General features: G+C 73.3%; 3 protein-coding genes. 1 reads left to right on the top strand and 2 read right to left on the bottom strand.

From position 1 onward, the window contains the following. Position 1: 1 nt before the first annotated feature. Entirely contained in the window at positions 2-24,475 is a 24,474-nt protein-coding gene (locus tag K8556_RS00210; protein ID WP_223738002.1) for a non-ribosomal peptide synthase/polyketide synthase, read from the top strand. Here K8556_RS00210 and K8556_RS00205 read toward each other — a convergent pair. Together K8556_RS00205 and K8556_RS00200 are read right to left on the bottom strand one after the other, a co-directional pair. After that, complete coding sequence (locus K8556_RS00205) at positions 24,442-25,965, bottom strand: hypothetical protein (RefSeq protein ID WP_223738001.1); 1,524 nt, start codon at positions 25,963-25,965, stop codon at positions 24,442-24,444. The genes K8556_RS00210 and K8556_RS00205 overlap by 34 nt on opposite strands. Beyond that, entirely contained in the window at positions 25,962-26,918 is a 957-nt protein-coding gene (locus K8556_RS00200) for an aspartyl/asparaginyl beta-hydroxylase domain-containing protein (RefSeq protein WP_223738000.1), read from the bottom strand. Before K8556_RS00200 ends, K8556_RS00205 begins: the two co-directional genes overlap by 4 nt.

The raw sequence follows: 26,918 nt of genomic DNA, 5'->3' as shown, positions 1-26,918 counted from the left end.
CATGACACCGGTACTCACGGCGCAGGACATCCAGGCCTGGTTGACGGCGCGGCTCGCCGAAAGACTGGGGCTGCCCCCGGAACAGATCGACCTGCGGGAGGCCTTCGCAGGCTACGGCCTGGGCTCGGCGGAGGCGGTCATCCTGTCGGGCGACCTGTCCCGCTGGCTCGGCCGTCCGCTGTCCCCCACGGTGCTCTGGGAGCACCCCACCCCCCTGGCGCTGGCCGCGTTCCTGGCCGGCGCCGCCGTGGCCCCGCCCGAAGCCGCGCCCCAGGCCGCCGTCGAGTCGGAGCCCATCGCGGTGATTGGCCTGGGCTGCCGCTTTCCCGGCGCGGACTCCCCGGAGGCCTTCTGGGAGCTGCTGGTGAAGGGGACGGACGCCATCACGGAGGTGCCCGCCGAGCGCTGGGACCTGGGCGAGTTCTATGATCCGGACCCCACGCGCCCGGGCCGGATGAGCACGCGCTGGGGTGGCTTCCTCCGGGACGTCGACCGCTTCGACCCCGGGTTCTTCGGCATCTCGCCGCGCGAGGCCATCCGGTTGGATCCTCAGCAGCGGCTGCTGCTCGAGGTGGTGTGGGAGGCCCTGGAGGACGCCGGGCAGCCGGTGGAGCGGCTCGCGGGCACGCGCACGGGGGTCTTCATCGGCATCTCCAACAGCGACTACGGGCGCATGCAGTTGGATGACCCGCTGCTGGGCGATGCGTACGTGGGCACGGGCAGCGCGCTGAGCATCGCGGCCAACCGCATCTCCTATCAGTTCGACCTGCGCGGCCCGAGCCTCGCGGTGGACACCGCCTGCTCCTCGTCGCTGGTGGCCGTCCACCTGGCCTGCCAGAGCGTGCTGCGCGGCGAGTCCACGCTGGCGGTCGTCGGCGGCGTGAACCTGCTGCTGTCTCCCGCCGTGACGGTGAACTTCACCAAGGCCGGCTTCATGGCCCCGGACGGGCGCTGCAAGGCGTTCGACGCCGGGGCGAACGGCTACGTGCGGGGCGAGGGCGCGGGCGTCGTCGTGCTCAAGCGGCTGTCCCAGGCGCTCGCGGATGGCGATGCCATCCACGCCGTCATCCGGGGCAGCGCCGTCACCCAGGACGGCCGGAGCAACGGCCTGACCGCGCCCAACCGCCAGGCCCAGGAGGCCGTGCTGCGCGAGGCCCACCGGAGCGCGGGCACCGTGCCCGGCGCGGTCCAGTACGTCGAAGCGCATGGCACCGGCACGTCGCTGGGAGACACCATCGAGTTGGAGGCGCTCGGGAGCGTGTCCTCCGTGGGCCGCGAGCCCGGCCGGCCCTGCCGCGTCGGCAGCGTCAAGACGAACATCGGGCACCTGGAGGCCGCCGCCGGCATCGCCGGGCTCATCAAGGTCGTCCTGTCGCTCAAGCACCGCCGGCTGCCGCCCAGCCTGCACTTCCAGACGCCCAACCCCCTCATCCCCTTCGACCGGCTGGCCCTGACGGTGCAGACGGAGGCCACCCCGTGGCCGAGGGCGGACGCGGCCCTGCTCGCGGGCGTCAGCTCGTTTGGCTTTGGCGGCACCAACGCGCACGTCGTGCTCGACGCGCCACCGTCCGCGCCGGCCTCCGAGGCGACGTCGCCGGAGCACCGGGACGCCACGGACACAGCGCGGCTGCTCACCGTGTCCGCCCGGGACGCCGCCGCGCTGGAGTCCCTGGCCCGGGACTACCGCGAGCTGCTGACGCGAACCCCGGAGGCGCCCGCGCTCTCGGACGTCGCCTCCACCGCCGCACGGCGCCGCGGCCAGCATGACCACCGGTTGGCGCTCGTCGCCCGGGGGAACGCCGAGGCCGCGGGGCTGCTGGAGTCCTTCACCCGGGGCGAGCCCCGGACGGGGCTCTTCTCGGGGCCCCGTCGCGCGAGCCGTCCCCGGGTGGTGTTCGTCTTCCCGGGGCAGGGTTCGCAGTGGGCCGGCATGGGCCGGGAGCTGTTCGCGTCCGAGCCCGTGTTCCGCGAAGCCGTGGAGCGGTGCGAGACCGCGCTCCAGGCCCACGTCGACTGGTCGCTCGTGGAGGTGCTGACGGGAGGCCCGGCGGCCACGCGGCTCCACGAAATCGACGTCCTCCAGCCGGTCCTGTTCGCGGTGGAGGTCGCGCTCGCGGCGCTGTGGCGCTCCTGGGGCGTGGAGCCGGACGCCGTCGTGGGCCACAGCATGGGTGAGGTGGCCGCGACGTACGTGGCCGGGGGCCTGTCGCTGGAGGACGCGGCGCGGATCATCTGCGTGCGCAGCCAGTTGCTCCTGCGCCTGCGGGGCCAGGGCGCCATGCTCGCGGTGGAGCTGTCCGCGGAGCAGGCCACCGCGCTCATCGCGGGCATGGAGGATCGCGTCTCCGTGGGGGTGAGCAACGGCCCCCGCTCCACCGTGCTCTCCGGGGCGCCGGACACGCTCCGGGAGCTGCGGACGAAGCTGGAGCGCGAGCATGTCTTCTGCCGCGAGGTGAAGGTCGACGTCGCCTCGCACAGCCCCCAGGTGGAGCCGCTGCGCGCGGAGCTGCTGGACGCGCTCGACGCGGTGGAGCCTCGCACGCCCACGCTGAAGTTCTTCTCCACGGTGGAGCGCGAGGGCGAGCCGTACCTGGATGCGCACTACTGGTGGTGGAACCTGCGTCAGCCGGTGCGCTTCGCGGAGGCCGTGGCCGACCTGCTGGCCCAGGGCTACGACACCTTCATCGAGGTGAGCCCCCACCCCATCCTCGCGATGCCCCTGGCGGAGAGCATCGCGCTCAAGGGCGGCGACATCGCGGTGCTGCCGTCCCTGCGCCGCGACGAGGACGCGCGCACGGTGTTGCTCGGCGCCCTGGGCGCGTTCTACGTGCGCGGAGGCGCCCCCCGGTGGGAGCGGGTGCATCCCCGGACTCCGCCCGTCCCGCTGCCGCGCCACCCCTGGCGGCGGGAGCGATACTGGCTGCCGGCGCAGGCGCCCTCCCGCACGCGGACCGCGCGGCGCTCGCCAGCGGAGGTGGCGCTGGAGGCAGGCCAGCGTCAGGCGGCCCAGGCCCCGCTGGATCTGGCGCTCCATGCGCAGCCAGACACCCGCCGGCGGCTGGACGCCCTCACGCAGGGCTTCATCGTGGCGGCGCTGCGAGCGCTGGGAGCCTTCCGTCAGGCCGGCGAGCACGTCACGCTCGAAGGGCTGGAGACCGCGCACGGCGTGGCGCCGCGCTATCGCAAGCTCATGTCGCGGTGGCTGCGCCGCCTGGTGGACGCGGGGCTGCTGGAGCCGCACGGTGACGCGTTCGTCGCCCGCCTGGCGCTGCCCGAGCCCTCCGTCGGCACGCTCGTGGCGGAGGCGCGCACGCACTGCGCGGGCCTTGGCTTCCTCGTGGACTACCTCCAGCGCTGTGGCGAGCAGTTGCCCGGCGTCCTGCGCGGAGCGGTGGATCCGCTGGAGCTGATGTTCCCGGGCGGCTCCCTGGCCACGGCCGAGGGGCTGTACCAGACGTCCGCCATCGCCCGGTACTACAACGCCATCGTCCGGTCCGTCGTGGAGTCCGTCCCGCGCGTCCTGCCGGGCCCCGTGCAGATCCTGGAGATTGGCGCGGGCACGGGCGGCACGTCCGCCACGCTGCTGCCCGCCCTGTCGGACCTGGGCGTGACGTACTGGTTCACGGACGTGTCGGAGTTCTTCTTCGCCCGGGCCGCCGAGCGCTTCGCCGCGCATCCATTCGTGCGCTACGGCGTGCTCGACATCGAGCGGGAACCCCGGACGCAGGGCTTCGCCCCCGGCGGCTTCCAGCTCATCGTGGCCTCCAACGTGCTGCACGCCACGCGCGACCTGCGGGAGACCCTGGAGCACGTCCGGTCGCTGCTCGCGCCAGGGGGCGTGCTCGTCCTCTGGGAGGTGACGCACCCGCAGCCGTGGTTCGACATCTCCTTCGGCCTCATCGAAGGGTGGTCCCGGCACGAGGACGCCTGGCGCGAGGACCAACCGCTGCTGCCCGCCACGCGCTGGACGGAGCTGCTGCGCACCCAGGGCTTCGTGGACGTCCAGGCCTTCCCGCCCCCGGGCTCGCCCGCGGAGGTGCTGGAGCAGCACGTCGTCGTCGCGGCGCTGCCGGACGGCCCCGCCCGGCGGGCGCCCGCGGACGTGCCGGACGTGGAGCCCGAGGCCTGGACGGCGGCGCGGGAGGCCGCGCTGCCCGTGGGCGTGCCCCCGCTCGTGGCGCTCCAGAACGCGGCCACTCCCGGTGAACGCGCGGAGCTGCTCGCCCAGGGCGTCACGGGACAGGTCGCCGCCGTGCTGCGCCTGCCTCCGGCGCGCGTGGAGCTGGGCAAGCCGCTCAACCGGCTGGGGCTCGACTCCCTCATGGGGCTCGAGCTGAAGAACCGCATCGAGCGGACCTGGTCCCTGAAGCTGCCCCTCGCGGAGATCTTCCTCGCGGAGGGCGTCACGGACCTCGCGGGCCGCGTGCTCGCGCGCTGGAACGCCGACCACGCCGTGGAGGCCGCCGCCGCCGCCGCGGGGATTCCGCGCGGGAGCGAGGCGCTGGGAGAGGCGCCGCTGTCGCACGCCCAGGAGCTCATCTGGATCAACACCCAGTTGGAGCCCGAGCAGGCCTTCTACAACGTGCCCTACGCGGTGCACTTCGACGGGCCGCTGGACGTCCTCCGGCTGGAGGCGAGCCTCGCCGCCCTGCTGCGCCGGCATGAGGTTCTTCGCACGACCTTCCACTCGCGCGAGGGCCACGCGTATCAGGTCATCCCACCGGCCACCGACTTCCACCTGCCCGTCGTGGCGCTGCGCGGCTCCACCCCCGAGGCGCGCGCCCTGGAGGCGGAGCAGGTGCTGGCCCGGGAGGTGGGGCGGCGCTTCGACCTGGACCGCTCCGCCCTGCGCGCCTGCCTCCTTCCCCTGGCGGAGGACCGGCACGTGCTGCTGCTCGTGCTGCACCACCTGGTGGTGGACGGCTGGTCGGGCGCCCTGCTCATGCGCGAGCTGGGAGCGCTGTATCGCGCGGGGGGCGACAGCGGCGCCGCGGCCCTGGACGCGCTCCCGGTGCGTTACGCGGACTTCGCCGTCTGGGAGCGGGCGCGCCTCACGCGCGAGGCGCTCTCGGACTCCCTGGCGTACTGGCGCGAGACGCTCGCGGGCGCGCCCCCGTCCGTGGACCTGCCCACGGACCTGCCCCGGCCCTCACGGCGCGGCTTCCGCGGGGCCCTGCACTCGGAGACGCTGCCCGCGGCGCTCGCCGCCGGGGTGCGCGAGCGGGCCTGGCAGGAGGGCGCCACGCCCTTCATGGTCCTCAAGGCGGCGCTGGACGTGCTGCTGTACCGCTGGACGGGGCAGACGGACCTGGTCGTCGGGACCGTCGTGGCGAACCGGGGCCGGTCGGAGCTGGAACCGCTGGTGGGCAACTTCATCAACTTCCTGCCCCTGCGCACGCGGCTGTCCGGGGACGACACGGCGCGCTCGCTGCTGGAGCGGGTGAAGGCGTCCGTGCTGGAGGCCTCCACGCACCAGGACTGTCCCTTCGCCGCCATCGTCGAAGCGGCCCGGCCCCAGCGCACCGGCGGCCCGTCGCCCCTCTACAACGTGGCGCTGCTCTTCCATGCCTTCGACCTCCCCGGCGACGAGTGCTTCGCCGGCACCGGGCTGCGCGCGCGGTTCGAGCTGGTCCACAACCGGTCCTCCGCGCTCGACCTGCGCTTCGTGGTGACCGAGCTGCCGGAGGGGCTGCGGTTCGAGTGCGAGTACGACCCCGACCTCTTCAGGCCCGACACCGTGAGCCGGTGGATGGGCCACTACCGCACGCTGCTGGAGGGGCTGTGCGCCGAACCCGGCGTCACCCTGGCGCGCGCACCGCTCCTCACGGCCCCCGAGCGGCACCAGCTCCTGCGCGAGTGGAACGACACGCGCGTGGAGTTCCCCCAGGACACCTGCCTGCATGAGCTGATCTCGCGGCAGGCGGCGCGCGCTCCGGACGCCGTGGCCGTCGCGTTCGAGGAGGCGACGCTCACCTACGCGCAGGTGGAGGCGCGGGCGCACCAGCTCGCGCACCGGCTGCGCCGGATGGGCGTGGGCCCCGAGGTCCGGGTCGGGGTCTGCCTGGAGCGCTCGCTGGAGCTGGTGGTGGCGCTGCTGGGCGTGCTCAAGGCGGGCGGCGCCTACGTGCCGCTGGACCCCGAGTACCCCGCCGAGCGGCTCGGGTGGATGCTGGAGGATGCCCGGGCCCCGGTGGTCCTCACGCATTCGCGGCATGCGAAGACGCTGCCCGTGGGCGAGGCGGCGGTGCTGTGCCTGGACGCGGAGGCAGCGGCGCTCGCGCGGGAACCCACCCACGCCCCGGAGACCGGGGTGACCCCCGACCATCTGGCCTACGTCATCTTCACGTCCGGATCCACGGGGCGCCCCAAGGGCGCGATGAACACCCACGGCGCCATCGTCAACCGGCTGGTGTGGATGCAGCGGGCCTATGGGCTGGGCCCCTCGGACGTCGTCGTCCAGAAGACGCCCTTCGGGTTCGACGTGTCGGTCTGGGAGTTCTTCTGGCCGCTCATGACGGGCGCGCGGCTGGTGGTGGCGCGGCCCGGGGGACACCGCGACGCCGGCTATCTGGCCTCGCTGGTGGCGCGCGAGCGCGTCACCACGATGCACTTCGTGCCCTCGATGCTGGGCGCCTTCCTGGAGGCCCCGGGCCTGGAGGCATGCACGGCGCTCACCCGCGTCCTGTGCAGCGGCGAAGCCCTGCCCGCGGAGCTCCAGGCCCGCTTCTTCGCGCGGTGGGCCACCTGCGCCCTGCACAACCTGTACGGCCCCACCGAGGCGGCCGTGGACGTCACCGCGTGGGAGTGCCAGCGGGGCGACTCCCGGCTCGCGGTGCCCATCGGGCGGCCCATCTCCAACGCCGGCATCTACCTGCTCGACGGTGAGCTGCAGCCGGTCCCCGTGGGCGTCGCGGGCGAGCTGTTCATCGCCGGCACGCCGGTGGGGCGCGGCTACCTGGGACGGCCGGACCTGACGGCGGAGCGCTTCATCCCGGACCTCCATGCGGCCACGCCCGGCGCCCGCATGTACCGCACGGGGGACCTGGCCCGCTTCCATCCGGACGGAGCCATCGAGTTCCTGGGCCGCTTGGATCATCAGGTGAAGATCCGCGGCTTCCGCATCGAACCGGGCGAGGTGCAGGCGCTGCTCGCGCGGCAGCCCGCGGTCCAGGAGTGCGTGGTGCTGGCCCGCGAGGACGTCCCGGGCGACAAGCGCCTCGTCGCGTACGTGGTGCCGCATCCGGCCCCCGCGTGGGACGAAGGGGCGGCCCGGGGCGCGCTGGGGGCGCTGCTGCCGGAGTACATGGTGCCGTCGGCCTTCGTCACACTCCCGGCCCTGCCGCTCACCCCCAACGGGAAGCTGGATCGCAAGGCGCTGCCCGCTCCAGCCCGGGGCATCCCCGCGTCGGGCGCGGCGACCCAGCGTCCGCTCACGGCGGTGGAGGCGCGGATCGCCGCGACGTGGGCGGACGTGCTGGGCCACGAACGCGTGGGCCCCTCGGACGACTTCTTCGCGCTCGGCGGCCATTCGCTGCTCGCCACCCGCGTCATCTCCCGCCTGCGCGCGGCCTTCTCCGTGGAACTCGCGGTGCGCGACCTGTTCGAGGCGACCACCGTGGAGCGGCTGGCCGCCCGTGTCTCGGCCGCGCTCGCCAGCACCCCGGGGGTCCCCCAGGCTCCGCCGCTCGCACCCGCGGCCAGCGCGGACGCCGGACGCCTGTCCTTCTCCCAGCAGCGGATGTGGTTCCTGGCCCAGTTGGAGCCGGACAACCCGTTCTACAACCTGCCCGCCCTCGTCCGGTTGGAGGGCGCGCTGGACGCCGAAGCGCTGGTGCGGAGCTTGCGCGAGGTGGTCCGCCGGCACCGGGTGCTGCGGACCACGTTCCCCCAGCGGGAGGGACACCCGGCCCTGCACGTCCTGGAGTCGCCGCTCACCGTGGAGCGGAGGGACCTGCGCGCGCTCGCGCCCGAGGCGCGTGAAGCGGAGGCCCTGCGCTTCGCCACCGCGGAGTCGCGGCGGCCCTTCGACCTGGCCGAGGGTCCCCTGCTGCGGGCCCACCTGCTGCAAGTGGAGGACACGCGGCACCTGCTCCTCCTGGTGATGCACCACATCGTCGCGGACGGAGCGTCCATGGCCGTGCTGGTGCGCGAGCTCATGGCGCTCTACCCCGCGTTCAGCGCCGGCAGCCCGTCCCCCCTCCCCGAGCTTCGCCTCCAGTTCTCGGACTTCGCCGCCTGGCAGCGACGGTGGATGGACGGGGACGCGCTCGCGGCGGTGCTGGGCTGGTGGCGTGAGCGGCTCACGGGGGCGCCCCGGGTGCTGGACCTCCCCATGGCCCGCGCCCGTCCCGCCGTGCAGCGCTACCGGGGCGCGCGCCAGCCGGTCCACCTGTCACTCGCGACGACGCGGGCCCTGGTGGAGCTGGGCCGCGACACGGGGACCACCCTCTTCATGACGCTGCTCGCGGGGTTCCAGACCCTGCTGCACCGCTACTCGGGCGCCACCGACGTGGTGGTCGGCTCCCCCGTCGCGAACCGCGACCCCGTGGAGGTGGAGGAGCTGATCGGCTTCTTCGCCAACGTCCTCGCGCTGCGCACGGACCTGTCCGGGGAGCCTTCCTTCCGGGAGCTGCTCGCGCGCGTCCGCGAGGTGACGCTGGGCGCCTACGCGCATCAGGCCGTCCCCTTCGAGAAGCTGGTGGAGGAGCTGCGCGTCCCCCGCGGCTTGAGCCACGCGCCCCTCTTCCAGGTCCTCTTCGCGTTGCAGGGCACGCCGGTGCCGGAGCAGGCGCTGCCGGGCCTGCGCCTGACACCGGTGGAGGTGGAGCCCGGCACCGCGCGATACGACCTGACGCTGACGCTCGAGGAGGGTCCCCAGGGGCTGCACGGCAGCCTGGAGTACGACACGGACCTCTTCGACGCGCCGACCGCCGGGCGCATGGTGCGCCACCTGGAGCGGCTGCTCGAAGGGGCCGCGCGCACCCCCGACGCACGCATCGGCCTGCTGCCGCTGCTCCCCGAGGCAGAGCGCCACCAGGTGCTGCGCGAGTGGAACGCCACGCGCAGGGAGTCCTCAGTAGGGTGCGTGCACGAGCGGATCTCCGCCCAGGCCGCGCGGACCCCGGACGCCCTGGCGGTGATCACTCCGGAGGCCACGCTCACGTATTCGGCGCTGGAGCGCGGCGCCAACCAGCTCGCGCACCACCTGCGGTCGCTGGGCGTCGGGCCCGAGGTCCGGGTGGGACTCTGCCTGGACCGCTCGGTGGAGCTCGTCGTGGCGCTGCTGGGCGTGCTCAAGGCCGGAGGGGCCTACGTGCCCCTGGACGCGGCCTTCCCGGCCTCGCGCCTGGCCCAGATGGTGGAGGACGCGCGGCCGACGGTCCTCCTCACGCGCACGGCCCTGCGCGACGCCGTGGATGCCGGTGACGCGGCCGTGGTCTGCCTGGACGCCGCCACGGACCTGCTGCGGACGCTGCCCGCCACTCCGCCGGGGGTCGGGCTTTCGCCCGAGCATCCCGCGTACGTGCTGTACACCTCCGGCTCCACGGGACGCCCCAAGGGCGTGCAGGTGACGCACGGGGGCTTGAGCAACTTCCTGGACGCCATGCTGCACGAGCCCGGCATGGGTGCCACGGACGTGCTGCTCGCGGTCACCACGCTCTCCTTCGACATCGCGGGCCTGGAGCTCTACCTGCCGCTGCTGGCCGGCGCGCGGCTGGTGCTGGTGTCTCGCGAGGTGGCGGTGGACGGCACGCGGCTCGCGGACGCGCTGCCGCGCCACGGCGCCACCGTCATGCAGGCCACCCCCGCGACGTGGCGGCTGCTGATCGCGAGCGGCTGGAGCGGGAAGCCCGACCTGCGCGTGCTGTGCGGAGGCGAGGCCCTGCCGCGCGACCTCGCGGCCACGCTGCGAGCGGCGACGGCCGGCGTCTGGAACCTCTACGGTCCCACCGAGACGACCATCTGGTCCTCCGTCCACCGGGTGGAAGACACGCGGGCGGACATCCCCATCGGGAGGCCCATCGCCAACACCACGTTCTACCTCTTGGACGCGGCGCTCCAGCCCGTCCCGGTGGGCGTCCCGGGGGAGCTGTACATCGGCGGCGCCGGGCTCGCGCGCGGCTACCTGGACCGGGCCGACCTGACGGCCGCTGTCTTCACGCCGGATCCCTTCAGCGACGCACCGGGCGCGCGGCTCTACCGCACCGGCGACCTGGCCCGGTGGAGGGCGGACGGAACCGTCGACTATCTGGGCCGGAGGGATCAGCAGGTGAAGGTGCGCGGGCACCGGATCGAACCGGGCGACATCGAGGCCGCGCTCACGCGCCACGAAGGCGTGCGCGCGGCGGTCGTCGTCGTGCGCGAGGACGTCGCCGGAGAGAAGCGGCTGGTGGCCTACGTCACCGCGAGCGGTGAGCCGCCCACGCCCGCCGGCTTCCGGGATCACCTCCGCGCCCTGCTGCCGGAGTACATGGTGCCGTCGGCCTTCGTGGTCCTGGACGCGCTGCCGCTGACCCCCAACGGCAAGGTCGACCGCAAGGCGCTGCCCGCCCCGGGACCGCTCCAGCCCGCCGCGGGCCTCGTCGCGCCCCGCACGCCCACCGAGCAACGGCTCGCCCGGCTCTGGGCCGAAGTCCTCCACCTGGAGCACCTGGACGTCACCGCGAACTTCTTCGAGCTGGGAGGCGACTCCATCCAGGGGGTGCTGCTCATCGCCCGCGCGAACCAGGCCGGGCTGCCGCTCACCGTCCGCCAGCTCTTCGAGCACCAGACCGTGGCCGCCCTGGCCCAGGTCATCGACGGCGCGCCCGCGCCGGAGTCCCCCACCGCGTTGGAGGAGCCGGCCGCGTTCTCCAGCCTCGCTCCGGCGATCCAGGACTGGCTGCGGGCCCGCATGCCCACGGCGGAGGACGCCTTCACGCTCACGCCGCTCCAGGAGGGCATGCTCTTCCATGCGCTGAACGCCCCGGCGCAAGGGGCGTACTTCCAGCAACTCCACTGCACGGTGGAGGGAGCGCTGGAAGCGGACGCGTTCGCGCGGGCCTGGCAGCACGTGGTCCAGCGCCACGCCGTGCTGCGCACGTCCTTCCACTGGGAGGCCGTGGAGCACCCCGTCCAGGTGGTCCACCGCGAGGCCACCGTCCCCGTCGAACACCTCGACTGGAGCACCCTGCCCGCCCCCGAGCAGGCCTCGCGGCTCGCGTCGTACCTCGAAGCGGATCAGGCCCGGGGGTTCACGCTCGACAGCGCGCCCCTGATGCGGGTGGCCTTGCTCCAGACCGGGGCGCGGAGGTGGACGCTGGTCTGGAGCTACCACCACCTGCTGCTCGATGGCTGGTCCGCCGCGCGCGTGGTCCACGAGGTGGCGATGGCGCAGGCGGCGCTCCTCCAGGGGGAGCCCCCGCCGAGCCCGCCGTCCCGGCCCTACCGCGCCTATCTGGATTGGTTGCGACGCCAGGACCTCGCGGCGCCGGAGGCCTTCTGGCGCCGGACCCTGGCGCCATTCACCGCGCCCACCGCCCTGCCCCGCTCGGGCCCGGAAGCCCCCGGTATTGCCTCCCCCCACCGGGAGCACCGGACCCGGCTTCCGGCCGGGGTGACCGGACAGCTCCAGGCCCGGGCCCGGCGTCACCACCTCACGCTCAACACGCTGGTCCAGGGGGCCTGGGCCCTGCTGCTGGCCCGTTACAGCGGTGAGCGGCGGGTCCTCTTCGGCGCCACCACCGCGGCCCGTCCCGCGGAGCTCCCCGGCGCCGACACGATGGTCGGCCTGTTCATCAACACGCTGCCGGTGCCCGTGACGGTGGACGAACACGCGCCGGTGGACGCGTGGCTCAGGGCCCTCCAGCAGCAGCAGTCCGAGGCCCGCCAGCACGAGCACGCCCCGCTGGCGCGCATCCAGGGGTGGAGCGCGCTGCCGCGCGGCCAGGCGCTGTTCGACACGCTGCTCGTGTACGAGAACTATCCGCTGGAGCACGCGCTGGAGGATCCGGCGCTCGGCCTTCGGATCAGCGACGTCCACACCCTCGAGCGCACCGGCTACCCGCTGACGGTGGTGGCCGTGCCCGGCCCGGACCTCGCCTTCCGCTTCCTGTACGACGCCCGCCACCTGGACGACGCCACGGTGGCGCGGCTCGCGGAGCACCTGGGGACGGTCCTCTCCACCCTGCTCGCCCTGCCGGAAGGACGCGTGGGCGACATGACGCTCCTGTCCGAGCAGGAGCGTCATCGCCTGCTCGTCGATTGGAGCGAGGGCCCGGCGACCTTCCACGGCGGCGCCAACGTTCCATCCCTGTTCGCGGCGCGGGTCGCGGCCACGCCGGACGCGGTGGCCGTCGTGCGCGATGGGGAGCCCCTGACGTATGGCGCCCTGGAGGCCCACGCGAACCGGCTGGCGCACCACCTGCGCGGGCTCGGTGTCGGCCCCGACGTCAAGGTGGGGGTGTGCGTCGAGCGCTCGTTCGAGTTGGTGGTGGCGCTGCTGGGCATCCTGAAGGCCGGGGGCGCCTACGTGCCGCTCGATCCGGAGTACCCCCGCGAGCGCCTCGCCTTCATGCTGGAGGACTGTCAGCCACGGGTCGTGGTGACGCGGGCGCGGCTGGCCGACGCGCTTCCCCCGGCCCCCGGGCACCGCGTGTTGCTGGACGCGGAGGAAGCCGCGTGGACCCGGCACCCCGCCACCCCTCCGGAGGTGCGCCTCTCCGATGAGCACCTGGCCTACGTGCTGTACACGTCAGGCAGCACCGGCCGGCCCAAGGGCGTGCAGGTGACCCACGCGGCCATCGTGCGGCTGGTGCACCAGGTGGACTACGTCCGGCTGGGGCCAGCGGAGCAGGTGCTCCACTTCGCGCCCCTGGCCTTCGACGCGTCGACGTTCGAGCTGTGGGGACCGCTGCTGACCGGAGGGCGGCTGGTGCTGGCCCCTCCCGGAGCCCTGGCCCTGGAGGCGCTGGGCCGGGTCATCACCCAGGAAGGCGTCACCACCCTGTGGCTCACCGCGGGCCTGTTCCATCAGGTGGTGGAGCACGCCCCGGAGGTGCTGCGCGGGGTGCGCCAGCTCCTCGCGGGCGGCGACGTGTTGTCGGCGTCCCATGTCCAGCGCGTGCTGGCGTTGCATCCGGACTGCCAGGTCATCAACGGCTATGGCCCCACGGAGGTGACGACCTTCGCCACCACGCACGCGGTCTCGCGCACGGAGGACGCGCGGGCCCCGGTGCCCATCGGAAGGCCCATCGCGGGGACGCGGGTGCGGGTGCTTGCCCCGGACGGCGCCCCCGTTCCCGTTGGCATCGCGGGAGAGTTGTTCCTCGGCGGAGCGGGGCTCGCGCGCGGCTACCAGGGCCGGCCGGAGCTGACGGCGGAGCGCTTCGTTCCGGATCCGTTCTCCCCGGAGCCGGGCACGCGGCTGTACCGCACCGGCGACCTCGTGCGCTGGACCGAGGGGGGCCGGCTGGAGTTCCTGGGCCGCGTCGACCACCAGGTCAAGGTGCGGGGCTACCGCATCGAGCCCGGAGAGATTGAAGCCCTCCTGCGCCAGCACCCGGACGTGCGCGAAGCCGCCGTCGTGGTGCGCGAGGACCGTCCGGGAGACAAGCGCCTCACCGGCTATGTGTCGTGGCGGGGGGACCGGCCGCCGGAGCCCAGGGCGCTCCACGACTTCCTGCGGGCGCGCCTCCCGGAGTTCATGTGCCCCACGGCCTTCGGCGTGCTCGCGGAGCTGCCGCTCACGCCCAACGGCAAGGTGGACCGCCGGGCCCTTCCGCGCCTGGACGGTGGAGTCCTGGATCGGAGCGCGCCGCACGTCGCGCCCCGGGACCCACTGGAAGCCTCGCTGGCGGCGCTCTGGGCGGACGTGCTGGGCCTGGAGCGGGTGGGCGTCGAGGACAACTTCTTCGAGCTGGGGGGCCACTCGCTGCTCGCGCTCCGGCTGATCGCGCGCGTGCGCCAGGTCTTCCAGCGCGACGTGCCGCTGGCGGCCCTCTTCGAGTCATCCACGGTGGCGGCCCTGGCCCGGCGGCTGGCCGACACGCCGTCGTCCGGGGATGGGCGCGACCCCAGCCCCATCCCGCGCCGGAACAGCGCCGTGCCGCCGCCGCTGTCCTTCGCCCAGGAGCGACTGTGGTTCCTGCACCAGTTGGAGCCCACGTCCTCCACGTACACCCTCCGCGCGGCGGTCCGGCTGACGGGGACGCTGGACGTGACCGCGCTGGAGCGGAGCCTCGATGAAGTCCTGCGGCGGCACGAAGCGCTGCGCACGACGTTCGTGCGGACCGAAGCGGGGCCCGTCCAGGTCATCGCGCCCCCGAGCAGGCTGTCGCTGCCCGTCGTCGACCTGGGCCACCTCGCGCCGTCCGCGCGCGCAGCCGGGGCACGGGAGCGCGCGTTCGCCGAGCACCTGCGCCCGTTCGATCTGGAGCAGGGCCCGCTGGTGCGCGCGACGTTGCTGCGCCTGACGGCGGACGACCACGTGCTGTTGCTGCCCATGCATCACAGCGTGTCGGATGGCGCGTCCCTTGGCGTGCTGCTCCACGAGGTGGGCAGGCTCTACGAGGCCTTCCGCTCCGGCGCGCCCTCGCCGCTGCCCGAGCTTCCCCTCCAGTACGGAGACTACGCGGCGTGGCAGCGTGAGCAGGAGCGCGGCCCGGTGCTGGAGGTCCCGCTGTCCTGGTGGGTGCGCCAGCTCGAAGGCGCCCCCACCGTGCTGGAGCTGCCCACCGATCATCCCCGGCCCCAGGTGCGCAACGGTCACGGCGCCGTGCACGCCGTCGCCTTCCCGGCGTCCCTGACGGGCGCGCTGAACGCGCTCGCCCTGCGCGAGGACAGCACCCTGTTCATGGTGCTGCTCGCGGCGTTCGAGACGCTGCTGGCCCGCTACTCCGGCCAGGAGACGCTGCTGGTGGGAACCCCGGTGGCGGGCCGCACGAGGGAGGAGCTGGAGCCGCTCATCGGCATGTTCGTCAACACGCTCGTCCTCCGGGCCGACCTGACGGGCGATCCCTCCTTCCGGGAGCTGCTGGGCCGCGTCCGGAAGACGGCGCTGGAGGCGTACGCGCACCAGGAGGTCCCCTTCGAGAAGGTGGTGGAGGCGCTCCAACCCACGAGGGATCCCAGCCGGACCCCCTTGTTCCAGGTGATGTTCGCCTACCAGGACACGCGCTCGCGTCCGCTCGTGCTGCCGGGGCTGGAGCTGCGCGCGTTCGAAGTGGAGGCCCGCGGCTCGGCCTTCGACCTGACGCTGTCGCTCGCCCAGGGCCCGGACGGACTGTCGGGAGAGCTCGAATACGACAGTGACCTCTTCGAGGCGCGGACGGTGGCCCGGATGGTGGGCCATCTGGGAGTGCTGCTCGAAGCGGCCGTGGCAACGCCGGACGTGCCCGTCTCCGCGCTGCCGCTCCTCGCGGCGGATGAGCGCCACAGGATGCTGGTCGAGTGGAACCAGCCGCGCGCCTCGCTGCGAGAAGGCGTCTGCCTGCACACGCTGTTCGAGGAGCAGGCCGCGCGGACGCCCGACGCCACCGCGCTCGTCTTCGAGGACACGGCGCTGACGTACGCGGCGCTGGAGTGGCGCGCCAACCAGCTCGCGCACCGGCTGATGGCGCTGGGCATCGGCCCGGACGTGCCGGTCGGCCTCTGCATGGAGCGCTCCCTGGAGGTCGTCGTCGCGATCCTCGGGACGCTCAAGGCCGGAGGTGCCTTCGTTCCGCTCGACCCGGCCCATCCGAGGGAGCGCCTGGCGACGTTGATCGCCAACGCCTCCATCCCGCTCGTGCTCACCCACCCGGCCACGGCCGCGACGGCGCGTGACGTCGCGGCCCGGGTGCTGCAACTGGGGCCAGACGGAGCGGAGCTCGCTTCGGAGCCCGGGGTGCCGCCCGCGAGCGCCGTGGAGTCACGGCACCTCGCGTACCTGCTCTACACGTCCGGATCCACGGGCGTCCCCAAGGGCGTGATGATCTCCCATGGGGCCATCGCCAACCGGTTGCACTGGGAGCGCCAGCGCCATCCGCTCGCGCCGGGAGACGCGGTGTTGCAGTCCGCGGCGCTGACCTTCGATGCCTCGGTCTGGGAGGTCTTCGCGCCGCTGGTGAGCGGGGCCCGGCTGGTGCTGGCCCGCCCCGGGGAGCACCGAGATCCGGCCTACCTCGTGAAGCTGCTCGCGGAGCAGCGCATCACCACCGCGGGCTTCGTGCCGTCCATGCTGCGGGTGCTGCTGGAAACGCCCGGCATCGAAGCGTGCCGTCCCACGCTGCGACACCTCCAGTGCGGAGGCGAGGCCCTGAGCAGCGACCTGCGGGAGCGGTTCTTCGAGAAGCTCGGCGATACGCAGTTGCACAACTTCTACGGCCCCACCGAAGCGACCATCGACACCACCTCCTGGACCTGCGGGCCCGGAGATGAGCGCCGGGTCGTTCCCATCGGGCACCCGGTGGCGAACCTGCGGGTGTTCCTGCTGGATGCCCGGAGCGAGCCGGTCCCGGTGGGGGTCGCGGGGGAGCTGTACGTCGGAGGCCCGGGGCTCGCGCGAGGCTATCTGGGACGGCCGGACCTCACGGCGGAGCGCTTCGTTCCGGATCCGTTCGCGCTGGAGCCGGGAGCCCGGCTGTACCGGACGGGAGATCTCGCGCGCTACCGGGCGGACGGCGCCATCGAGTTCCTGGGCCGGATGGATCACCAGGTGAAGCTGCGCGGCTTCCGCATCGAGCTGGGAGAAATCGAAGCGGCGCTGCGCCAGGTGCCCGGCGTCGTCGACGCGGCGGTGGTGCTGCACACGCTGACGCCCGGCGAGAAGCGACTGGTGGCCTACCTCGCCAGCCACGAGGCACCGCCCGACGCCGCGGCGCTGCGCGCGTTCCTCCGGGGACGGCTGCCGGGCTACATGATCCCCGCGGCCTTCGTCGCGAGGGAGCAATTCCCCCGCCTGTCGAGCGGGAAGCTCGACCCGCGCGCGTTGCCCGCGCCGGTCTGGGACACGGAAGAAGCGTCGGTGGAGGACTCCGGCCCTCGCGGGCAGGTGGAGGAGGTCATCGCCAGCAGCTTCGCTCGGCTGTTGGGGCGCAAGCGCGTGGGCGTGCACGAGGACTTCTTCACGCTCGGAGGTCACTCGCTGCTGGCCACCCAGGTGGTCTCCGAGCTGCGCTCGGCGCTCGGCGTCGAGCTGCCCCTGCGCACGTTCTTCGAAGCCCCCACCGTCGCGGGGCTGGCGCTCCGCGTGGAGGCCGTGAGGGGAGAGCACCCGAAGCCGCCGCCCATCCTGGCCGTGTCTCGTGAAGTCCCCCTGCCCGCGTCCTTCGCGCAGGCGCGACTGTGGCTCGAACACCAGATGAATCCGGAGGCGGCTCGCTACCACCTGCCGACCCTGGTGCGACTCAGCGGAGCGCTGAAGGAAGAAGCGCTGCGGCTGGCTTTGGAAGGGCTGGTGCACCGGCACGAAGCCCTGCGCACGGTGTTCGCGCCGGGCGAGGATGGCCCCTTGCAGCAGGTGCTCTCCGCGAGCCCACTGCCCGTGGCCACGCTCAGCGTGGAGGCCCTGCCCCCAGAAGCCCGCGAAGCCGAAGCGCTGCGCCTGGCGCGCCAGGAAGCCCAGCGCCCCTTCGACCTGGCCAAGGGCCCCCTGGTGCGCGCGCTGCTGGTGCGCCTGGGGCCGGACGACGCGGTGCTCCTGCTGGTGCTCCACCACATCGTCACCGATGGCTGGTCCATGGGCGTGCTGGTGCGTGAGCTGGGCGCCCTCTATGCCGCGCACGTCTCCGGCCAGCCCCCGGCCCTGCCCCCGCTGCCCGTGCAGTACGCCGACTACGCTCAATGGCAGCGCCAATGGTTGCAGGGCTCCGTCCTCGACGCCCAGGTGGACTACTGGAAGCGCCAGTTGGCCGGCGCTCCCACCTCCCTGGCCCTGCCCACTGACAGGCCCCGCCCCGCCGTGCGCTCCTTCCGCGGCGCCACCGTCCCCGTCGCCCTCTCCCTGGAAGTGACGCAGGCCCTGGGCGCCCTGGCCCGCCGTGAAGGCGCCACCCTCTTCATGGCCCTGCTCGCCGGCTGGGGCGCGCTGCTCGGCCGCTACTGCCACCAGGACGACGTCCTCGTCGGCACCCCCATCGCCGGCCGCCAGCGCACCGAGTTGGAGGGCCTCGTCGGCTTCTTCGTCAACACGCTCGCCCTGCGCGTCCCCCTCCACGGCGCCCCTTCCCTTCGCGCCCTCCTCGCGCGCGTGCGTGACGCCACCCTCGGCGCCTACGCCCACCAGGACGTCCCCTTCGAGAAGGTGGTGGAAGCCCTGCGCCCCGCCCGCGACGCCAGCCGCGCGCCTCTCGTGCAGGCCCTGCTCGCCTTGCAGAATGCTCCCGCCTCGGAGCTGCTCCTGCCCGGCCTCACCCTGCACCCTCTCGACGTCGACACCGCCTCGGCCGCCTTCGACCTCACCCTCTCCCTGGCCGACTCACCCTCGGGCCTCGTGGGTGCCCTCGAATTCAACTCCGACCTCTTCGACGCCGCCTCCGCTTCGCGCCTCGTCGGCCACTTCGCCTCCCTCCTCCAGGCCGCCTGCGCCCGGCCCGACGCGCCCCTGGCCGACCTGCCCCTGCTCACCCCGCCCGAGTCGCTCCAACTGCGCGCCTGGAACGCCACCGCCGCTCCCTTCCCCCGCGACGCCTGCGTCCACCACCTCTTCCAGCGCCAGGCCTCCCTCACCCCCAGCGCCACCGCGCTGCGCTTCGGCACCGACTCCCTCTCCTACGCCCGCCTCGACGCCCTCTCCAATCAGCTCGCCCACCGCCTGCGCCACCTCGGCGTCAGGCCCGGCCACGTCGTCGCCCTCTGCGTTGAGCGCTCACCCCTCCTCTTCGCCGGCATGCTCGCCATCCTCAAGGCGGGCGCCGCCTACCTCCCCCTGGATCCGGAGCACCCCGCGGAGCGGCTCGGCTTCATGCTGCGGGACGCTCGCGTGCCGGTGTTGCTGACCCGGTCGCACCTGGCCGGCTCGCTCGCGGAGCCGGAGGTCCAGACGCTCTGCCTGGACACGGACTGGGAGGGCGCGCTCGCCAACGAGAGCACGGCGCCCGTTCACGACACCGGCGACGCGGAGGAGCTGGCCTACGTCATCTACACGTCGGGTTCGACGGGCACGCCCAAGGGCATCGGCGTTCCGCACCGCGCCGTGCTGCGGCTCGTGTGCAACACCGACTACGTGCGACTGGAGCCGTCCGACCGCGTGGCCCAGGCCGCGAACAGCTCGTTCGACGCCGCCACGTTCGAGATCTGGGGACCGCTCCTCCATGGCGCGACAGTGGTGGGCATCTCGAAGGAGGTGGCCCTCTCGCCGCGCGAGCTGGAGCAGGCCATCCGGGAGCACGGCATCACCACGCTGTTCGTGACCACGGCGCTGTTCAACCAGCTCGCCCGCGAGACCCCTGCCGCGTTCCAGCCCTTGCGCCACCTGCTCTTTGGCGGTGAGGCCGTGGATCCCAAGTGGGTCCGGGCGGTGCTGGACAAGGGCGCCCCCGGGCGGCTGCTGCACGTCTACGGCCCCACCGAAACCACGACGTTCGCCTCCTGGCACCTGACGCGTCACGTGTCCCTGGACGCGACCACGGTGCCCATCGGGCAGCCGCTCGCGAACACCACGCTGCACGTGCTCGACGAGCGCCTGCGAGCCGTTCCGGTAGGACTGCCCGGGGAGCTGTTCATCGGTGGCCCTGGCGTGGCCCGGGGCTACCTGGGCCGTCCGGCGCTCACGGCCGAACGGTTCATCCCGGATCCCTTCGCGGGCGAGCCGGGGGCCCGCATGTACCGGACGGGCGACCTCGTCCGCCGGCTCGCGGATGGCGCCATCGAGTTCCAGGGCCGGCGGGATCACCAGGTGAAGCTGCGCGGCTTCCGCATCGAGTTGGGGGAGATTGAATCCGCCCTGGTCCGCCACCCGGAGGTGGGGGAAGCGGTGCTGCTGGTGCGCGAGGACGCCCCCGGAGACAAGCGACTGGTCGCCTACGTGGTCGCGCACGCCGGAGCGTCACCGTCCGCCGCCAGCCTCCGCGGCTTCCTGGCCGACCAACTGCCGGCGTACATGGTGCCCTCGGCCATCGTCCTGTTGGAGTCGTTGCCGCTGAACGCCAACGGCAAGGTGGATCGTCGCGCGCTGCCCGCGCCGACCTTCGAGCTCCCTCACGCCATCGTCCCCTCCGTCACACGCACACCGGTCGAAGAGCTGGTGGCGGGCGTCTGGGCGGACGTCCTGGGACTGCCGGGAGTCGGCCTGGACGAGAACTTCTTCGACCTCGGAGGCCACTCGTTGCTGGCCACCCAGGTGGTGGCGCGGCTGCGCGAAGCACTGCGCACCGAGCTGTCCATCCGCGACTTCTTCGAAGCCCCGACGCTGGGCGCGGTGGTCCGGAAGCTCGAAGCAGCGCTGGCCGCGGATCCAGGACATGCGCCGCCGCCCCTGCATCCGGCCCCCCGGACCGATTGGATGCCGCAGTCCTTCGCCCAGGAGCGGCTGTGGCTTCTGGCGCAGCTCGACCCGGAGTCGAGCGCCTATCATGTCCCCCTGGCCCTGCGACTGAGCGGAGCGCTGAAGGAGGAAGCGCTGCGGCTGGCGTTGGAAGGGCTGGTGCACCGGCACGAAGCCCTGCGCACGGTGTTCGCGCCGGGCGAGGACGGCCCCCTGCAGCAGGTGCTCCCCGCGGGCCCACTGCCCCTGGCCACGCTCAGCGTGGAGGCCCTGCCCCAGGAGGCTCGCGAAGCTGAAGGGCTGCGCCTGGCGCGCCAGGAAGCCCAGCGCCCCTTCGACCTGGCCAAGGGGCCCCTGGTGCGCGCGCTGCTGGTGCGCCTGGGGCCGGACGACGCGGTGCTTTTGCTGGTGCTCCACCACATCGTCACCGATGGCTGGTCCATGGGCGTGCTGGTGCGCGAGCTGGGCGCCCTCTACGCCGCGCACGTCTCCGGCCAGCCTCCGGCCCTGCCCCCGCTGCCCGTGCAGTACGCCGACTACGCCCAATGGCAGCGCCAGTGGTTGCAGGGCCCCGTCCTCGACGCCCAAGTGGACTACTGGAAGCGCCAGTTGGCCGGCGCCCCCACCTCCCTGGCCCTGCCCACTGACAGGCCCCGCCCCGCCGTGCGCTCCTTCCGCGGCGCCACCGTCCCCGTCACCCTCTCCCTGGAAGTGACACAGGCCCTGGGTGCCCTGGCCCGCCGTGAAGGCGCCACCCTCTTCATGGCCCTGCTCGCCGGCTGGGGCGCGCTGCTCGGCCGCTACTGCCACCAGGACGATGTCCTCGTCGGCACCCCCATCGCCGGCCGCCAGCGCACCGAGTTGGAAGGCCTCGTCGGCTTCTTCGTCAACACGCTCGCCCTGCGCGTCCCCCTCCATGGCGCCCCTTCCCTTCGCGCTCTCCTCGCGCGCGTGCGTGACGCCACCCTTGGCGCCTACGCCCACCAGGACGTCCCCTTCGAGAAGGTGGTGGAAGCCCTGCGCCCTGCCCGCGACGCCAGCCGTGCGCCTCTCGTGCAGGCCCTGCTCGCCTTGCAGAATGCTCCCGCCTCCGAGCTGCTGCTGCCCGGCCTCACCCTGCACCCTCTCGACGTCGACACCGCCTCGGCCGCCTTCGACCTCACCCTCTCCCTGGCCGACTCACCCTCGGGCCTCGTGGGTGCCCTCGAATTCAACTCCGACCTCTTCGACGCCGCCTCCGCTTCGCGCCTCGTCGGCCACTTCGCCTCCCTCCTCCAGGCCGCCTGCGCCCGGCCCGACGCGCCCCTGGCCGACCTGCCCCTGCTCACCCCGCCCGAGTCGCTCCAACTGCGCGCCTGGAACGCCACCGCCGCTCCCTTCCCCCGCGACGCCTGCGTCCACCACCTCTTCCAGCGCCAGGCCGCCCTCACCCCCGACGCCACCGCGCTGCGCTTCGGCGCCGACTCCCTCTCCTACGCCCGCCTCGACACCCTCTCCAACCAGCTCGCCCACCGCCTGCGCCACCTCGGCGTCCGGCCCGGCCACGTCGTCGCACTCTGCGTCGAGCGCTCGCCCCTCCTCTTCGCCGGCATGCTCGCCATCCTCAAGGCCGGCGCCGCCTACCTCCCTCTGGATCCGACCCTTCCCGCGCAGCGCCGCGCCTTCATGCTGCGGGACGCGGCGGTCCAGGTCGTCGTGGGCCAGGAGCACCTCCGGGACGGCCTCTCCGACCTGCGGCTCGCATGGCTTGGCGTGGAGGAGGCCACCGGCACCGGCCAGGACACGGAGACACCTCCGGAGTCCGGCGCGACGGCACTGGATGCGGCCTACGTCATCTACACCTCGGGTTCGACGTCCCACCCCAAGGGCGTGGTGGTCCCGCACCGCGCGCTGGTGAACTACACCCTGGCGGCCATCGAGCAGTACGGACTGCGCCCCGAAGACCGCGCGCTCCAGTTCGCATCCGTCAGCTTCGACGCGAGCGCCGAGGAGATCTTCCCCACGCTCTGCCGTGGCGCGACGCTCGTGCCGCGAACCGAAGCGATGCTCGAATCCACGCGGGCCTTCCTCGATGCCTGCCGCGAGCACGCCATCACCGTGCTCAACCTGCCCACCGCCTTCTGGCACGAGCTGACCGCGGACCTGGGCAATGGCGCCACCGTCCTGCCGGACAGCGTGCGCCTGATCATCATCGGCGGGGAGAAGGCGTCCCCCGAGCACCTGGCCCGGTGGCGGCGTCAGGTGGGCTCCCACCCGAGGCTGGTGAACACCTACGGCCCCACGGAAGCCACCGTCGTCGCGACGCTCGCCGAGCTGGCGGAGGCCTCCGTGCCGGACGGCGCGGAGCTCCCCATCGGCCGGCCGGTGCGCAACGTGCGCGTCCACGTGCTGGACACGCGCCTGCACCCGGTGCCGGTGGGCGTCACGGGAGAGCTGTTCATTGGCGGCGAGGGCGTGGCCCGGGGCTACCTGGGCCGTCCGGACCTCACGGCCGAGCGCTTCCTCCCGGATCCCTTCTCCAGCGAGCCCGGAGCCCGCCTCTACCGCACGGGAGATCTCGTCCGCTGGCGGTCGGAGACGGGGCTCACCTACGTGGGCCGGAACGATCACCAGGTGAAGCTGCGCGGCTTCCGCATCGAGCTGGGGGAGATCGAAGCCCAGCTCCTCGCGCACCCGCACGTCCGGGACAGCGTGGTGGCGCCACGGGCCTACTCCGCCCACGACACCCGGCTGGTGGCCTGGGTCACGCTCCGGGAAGACGGCCCCGCCGTCACGGAGGCGTCCGTGGAGGCCTCGCTGCGAGCGCACCTGGCGGAGCGGCTCCCCGCGTACATGCTGCCCTTCCGGATCCAGGTGCTGGAGCGGCTTCCGCTGACCGCCAACGGCAAGGTCGACCGCGCCGCCCTGCCGCTCCCCGATGCAGGAGCCCCGGGCGAGCCCCCGGAGCGCCAGGCGCCACGCGACGCCACCGAACAGGTGCTCGCGGACCTCTGGAGGGAAGTGCTCTCCACGGGCGAACCGGACCTGCGCGATGACTTCTTCGCGGTGGGCGGACACTCCCTGCTCGCGCTGCGCCTGATGGGCCGCATCGAGCGGCGGCTCGGGGTCGCGCTTCCGCTGGACACCCTCTTCCACGCCCCCACGCTGGAAGCCCTCGCGCGGCAGGTGCGCGAACGGACACCGGGGCGCGCGTCCTCGCCCCGCGTGCTCCTGCGCCAGGGCGATGACGGGCCCCCGGTCTTCCTCATCCATCCCGTGGGCGGACACCTGCTCTGCTACCACGAGCTGGTCCGCCGCCTGCGCAGCCCCCGCACCCTCTATGGGCTCCAGGCCCCTGGCGCGGAGGGCGGTCCCGTGGAGCCCGCCACCCTGGAGGCGCTGGCGGAGCGCTACATCGAGCAGCTCCGCGAGGTCCAACCCACGGGGCCCTACCAGCTCGCCGGCTGGTCCGTGGGAGGCGTCATCGCCTTCGAGATGGCGCGGCAGCTCACGCGCGCGGGGCAGGAGGTGGCCACGCTCGTCGCCATCGACGCGCTGCCAGCGAGCGACGCGGATCGCGACGTCACCGAGGAGGAGCAGGCCGCCGAGGCCGCGCTCCAGCTCGCCCTGGACTCCGGGATGCCCGAGGCGCAAGCCCGGGAGCTGCTCGTCACGCAGGGCGTCTCCGGACTCCTCATGCACGTGCAGCAGTCCGCGGACCTCCCGGCGGAGCGCTCACGCGAGCGCGTCCAGCACATGCTCCAGCTCTTCCTGCGCAACGCGCGGGCCCACAACCAGTACCGGCCCCAGCCGCTGGCCGGCTCGATGGTGCTCATCGAAGCCCGGGAGCGGCCCGCGGGCCTGGCGCCCTTCGCGGACGTGTGGAGGCCCCTCATCCAGGGCGCCCTCCACACCACGGTGGTGCCGGGCAGTCACGACACCGTCCTGACGGCCCCGAACGTGGAGTCCGTCGCCCGAGTGCTCGACGAAGCGCTGGGCACAGCGGAAGCCGCGGCCCCTCACCTCACCGCGGCGGAGCGGCGCGGGCGGTAGACATGGTACGGGCCCTCCGAGGGCACGTACTCGTAGGCCTCGTCGATGCTCAGCAGCACGTTGTCCGTCCACGCCAGTCCGGGCGCGCCCGTGACGCGGGACCAGTCGTAGCCCCGGCCGCGCAGCTCCGCGAGCCGGGGCCGGATGTCGCGCTCGAACACGAGCCAGTCGAACGTCCCGGCGCGGAGCGGATCCGCGAGGACCCGCTCCGGCACCGCGCCCGAGCGCACCAGCGCCGCGCCCGTGAAGCGGTCGAACAGATACGGCTTGCCCGACAGGAACCCCATCAGCCGGTCCTCGTAGAGCACCGGCCCGCGCGCCTCCCGCAGCAGGGCCGCGTAGCGCGCGAACGTCGCTTCCGTCACGGGGAGCGCCTGGACGGTGGCGGCCGACTCCCCGAACCGGGTGCGGTAGTCCATGCCCACCGGAACGAGCGTGGCCACCAGGCACGCCCAGGCGGCGCGGCGGCGCCAGGGCAGGGGCTGCCCCTGGAGGAGCACCGCCCCCAGGAGGCCCGCGGCCACGCTGGCGCCGATGAAGAAGTCGAACCAGGCGTTGACGTCCACGCCATCCCCCACGACGGCGAGCCCGCCCTCCAGCAAGGACGCGATGACATAGGCGAACACGACGTCCCACTCGCGCCGCCGCTCACGCCAGAGGGCCACCACCGGCAGCAGGAGCAGCCCCGCGCCGGGCGCCAGGAGCACCTCCCACGTGAAGGCCGCCCCATCCGCGAGCGACTTCCCGCGCGCGTGCTCCACCGCGAGGATGTTCGACAGCATGTCCCCGCCCGCCAGCGCGCCGCCCACCGCCCCCAGCGCGCCCATCCACGCCACGCCCCAGGCGGCGAGGTGGAGGAACAGCCGCCGGTCCAGGCGCAGCAGCACCAGCGCGAGCGCGAGGGGTGTCGCCACCAGCAGGTGCTTGACGAGCAGGCCCATGCAACACAGCAGCGCGAGCACGGCGATGTGCCCGGGCCGCAGCCGCTCCCTCCACCGCACGAACAGGTACAGCGCTCCCGTGGAGAAGACGTGTCCCAGCATCTGGGGCTCGTACATCCCCAGGTAGCGGTAGGCCGCGTGGCCTCCCACGGACACCCAGACCAGGGCCCCCAGCAGGGCCGGCCAGCGGCGCCCCGGCGCGAGCGCGGCCACCGTCGCGGCGATGAGTCCCCCCACGCCCAGGAACGCCAGCGCCGCCACGACCCGCCCGAGCACGAGCAGGTCCGGGGACAGGGGGCTCAGCGCCTTCATCACCAGGAACGACAACGGCGGATAGTTGACCGGCGCCAGCGGCAGGGACTCGAAGGGCAGATACAGCGGGCCACCGCCCACCAGCCGGACGGTATGCAGCGCGTTCCAGCCCTCGTTCGGCTCGATGGGGACGTGGAACGCCAGGCGCGCGACGGCGAAGAAGAGGAACGGCGCGGTCGGCGCCAGCAGGGCGAACGCCAGCAGGGCCAGCGCGCGCGCCGGGCGAATCGCACTCACGCGCGGGAGATGACGAAGGAGAACGGCTGTTCGGCCTTCGCGAAGTCCAGCCGGGCGACCGCGGAGGGGCTCGCGGCGGGCGCGAAGTCCACGTGGGCCATCATGTCCATGACCCGCCAGCGACTGTCGCTCTCCGGCTCCAGGAAGAACATCGGCTCGCCGTCGATGAGCACCGCCAGCCGCTCGTCGACGAACCGGAAGCACAACAGGCTGGTGAAGGTCTTGCGCAGGTCGGCCTGGATGGAGTCCGGCAGGCCCTCCAGCAGTTGCTCCAACTGCGCGGCTCCCGCCTCCAGCCGGCCGTCGAACTCCAGCCGGGACCGGAGCGCTTCGCTCGCCGCCGTGCGGCGCCGGACCTGGATGTCATGGGCGGCCAGGAACTCCGGCGGGAACAGCGAGAGGATCTCGTCGTTCACCTCGGCGCCCACCAGCAGGTGCACCCGCGTGGTGTCACCGCGGTTCTCCACCGAATGCAGTTGGCTGAAGTCCCCATACCAGAGCTCGCCCGGCTTCCAGACACACCGCTCCCCGCCAATGCGAAACACCACGTCGTCGTTGGTGACGATGGGGATGTGCAGACGGATGAGATCGCCGCTCCGGACATCAAAGACATCCGTGTCCGAGTGCTCCCGGATGATGCCTCCCGGACGGATCGCGGAGATGCGGACCGAGCGCAGCGAGGCCTTGAAGCCCTCCAGCACCTCCCGGAAGTAAGGCACGTGGTCCAGCAGCTCCGTGGAGCGGAAGGGCGCCAGGCTGTTGGTGCCCGCGCTGCCGTCATCCAGACGTCCGCCCCGGGAGACCAGCGGAAGCACATCCCAGTCCTGGTGCTCCGCCACGCCGCCATCCGTCTCCGGCACCCATTGGAAGCGCTCGCTCGCCGCCAGATCCCTGCGCAGCCGCTCCACGTCATAGGTCTTGTTCAAGCGCACAGCGACCGGACCGCTTCCCAT

Source organism: Corallococcus sp. AS-1-12, from assembly GCF_020036995.1.
Classification (GTDB): domain Bacteria; phylum Myxococcota; class Myxococcia; order Myxococcales; family Myxococcaceae; genus Corallococcus.
This window is presented reverse-complemented; position numbering and strand designations above follow the sequence as displayed.

Bases quoted from the DNA above. Each gene is read 5' to 3' on its own strand.
- K8556_RS00210 (WP_223738002.1), top strand. From the start codon at position 2: ATGACACCGGTACTCACGGCGCAGGACATCCAGGCCTGGTTGACGGCG.
- K8556_RS00200 (WP_223738000.1), bottom strand. From the start codon at position 26,918: ATGGGAAGCGGTCCGGTCGCTGTGCGCTTGAACAAGACCTATGACGTG.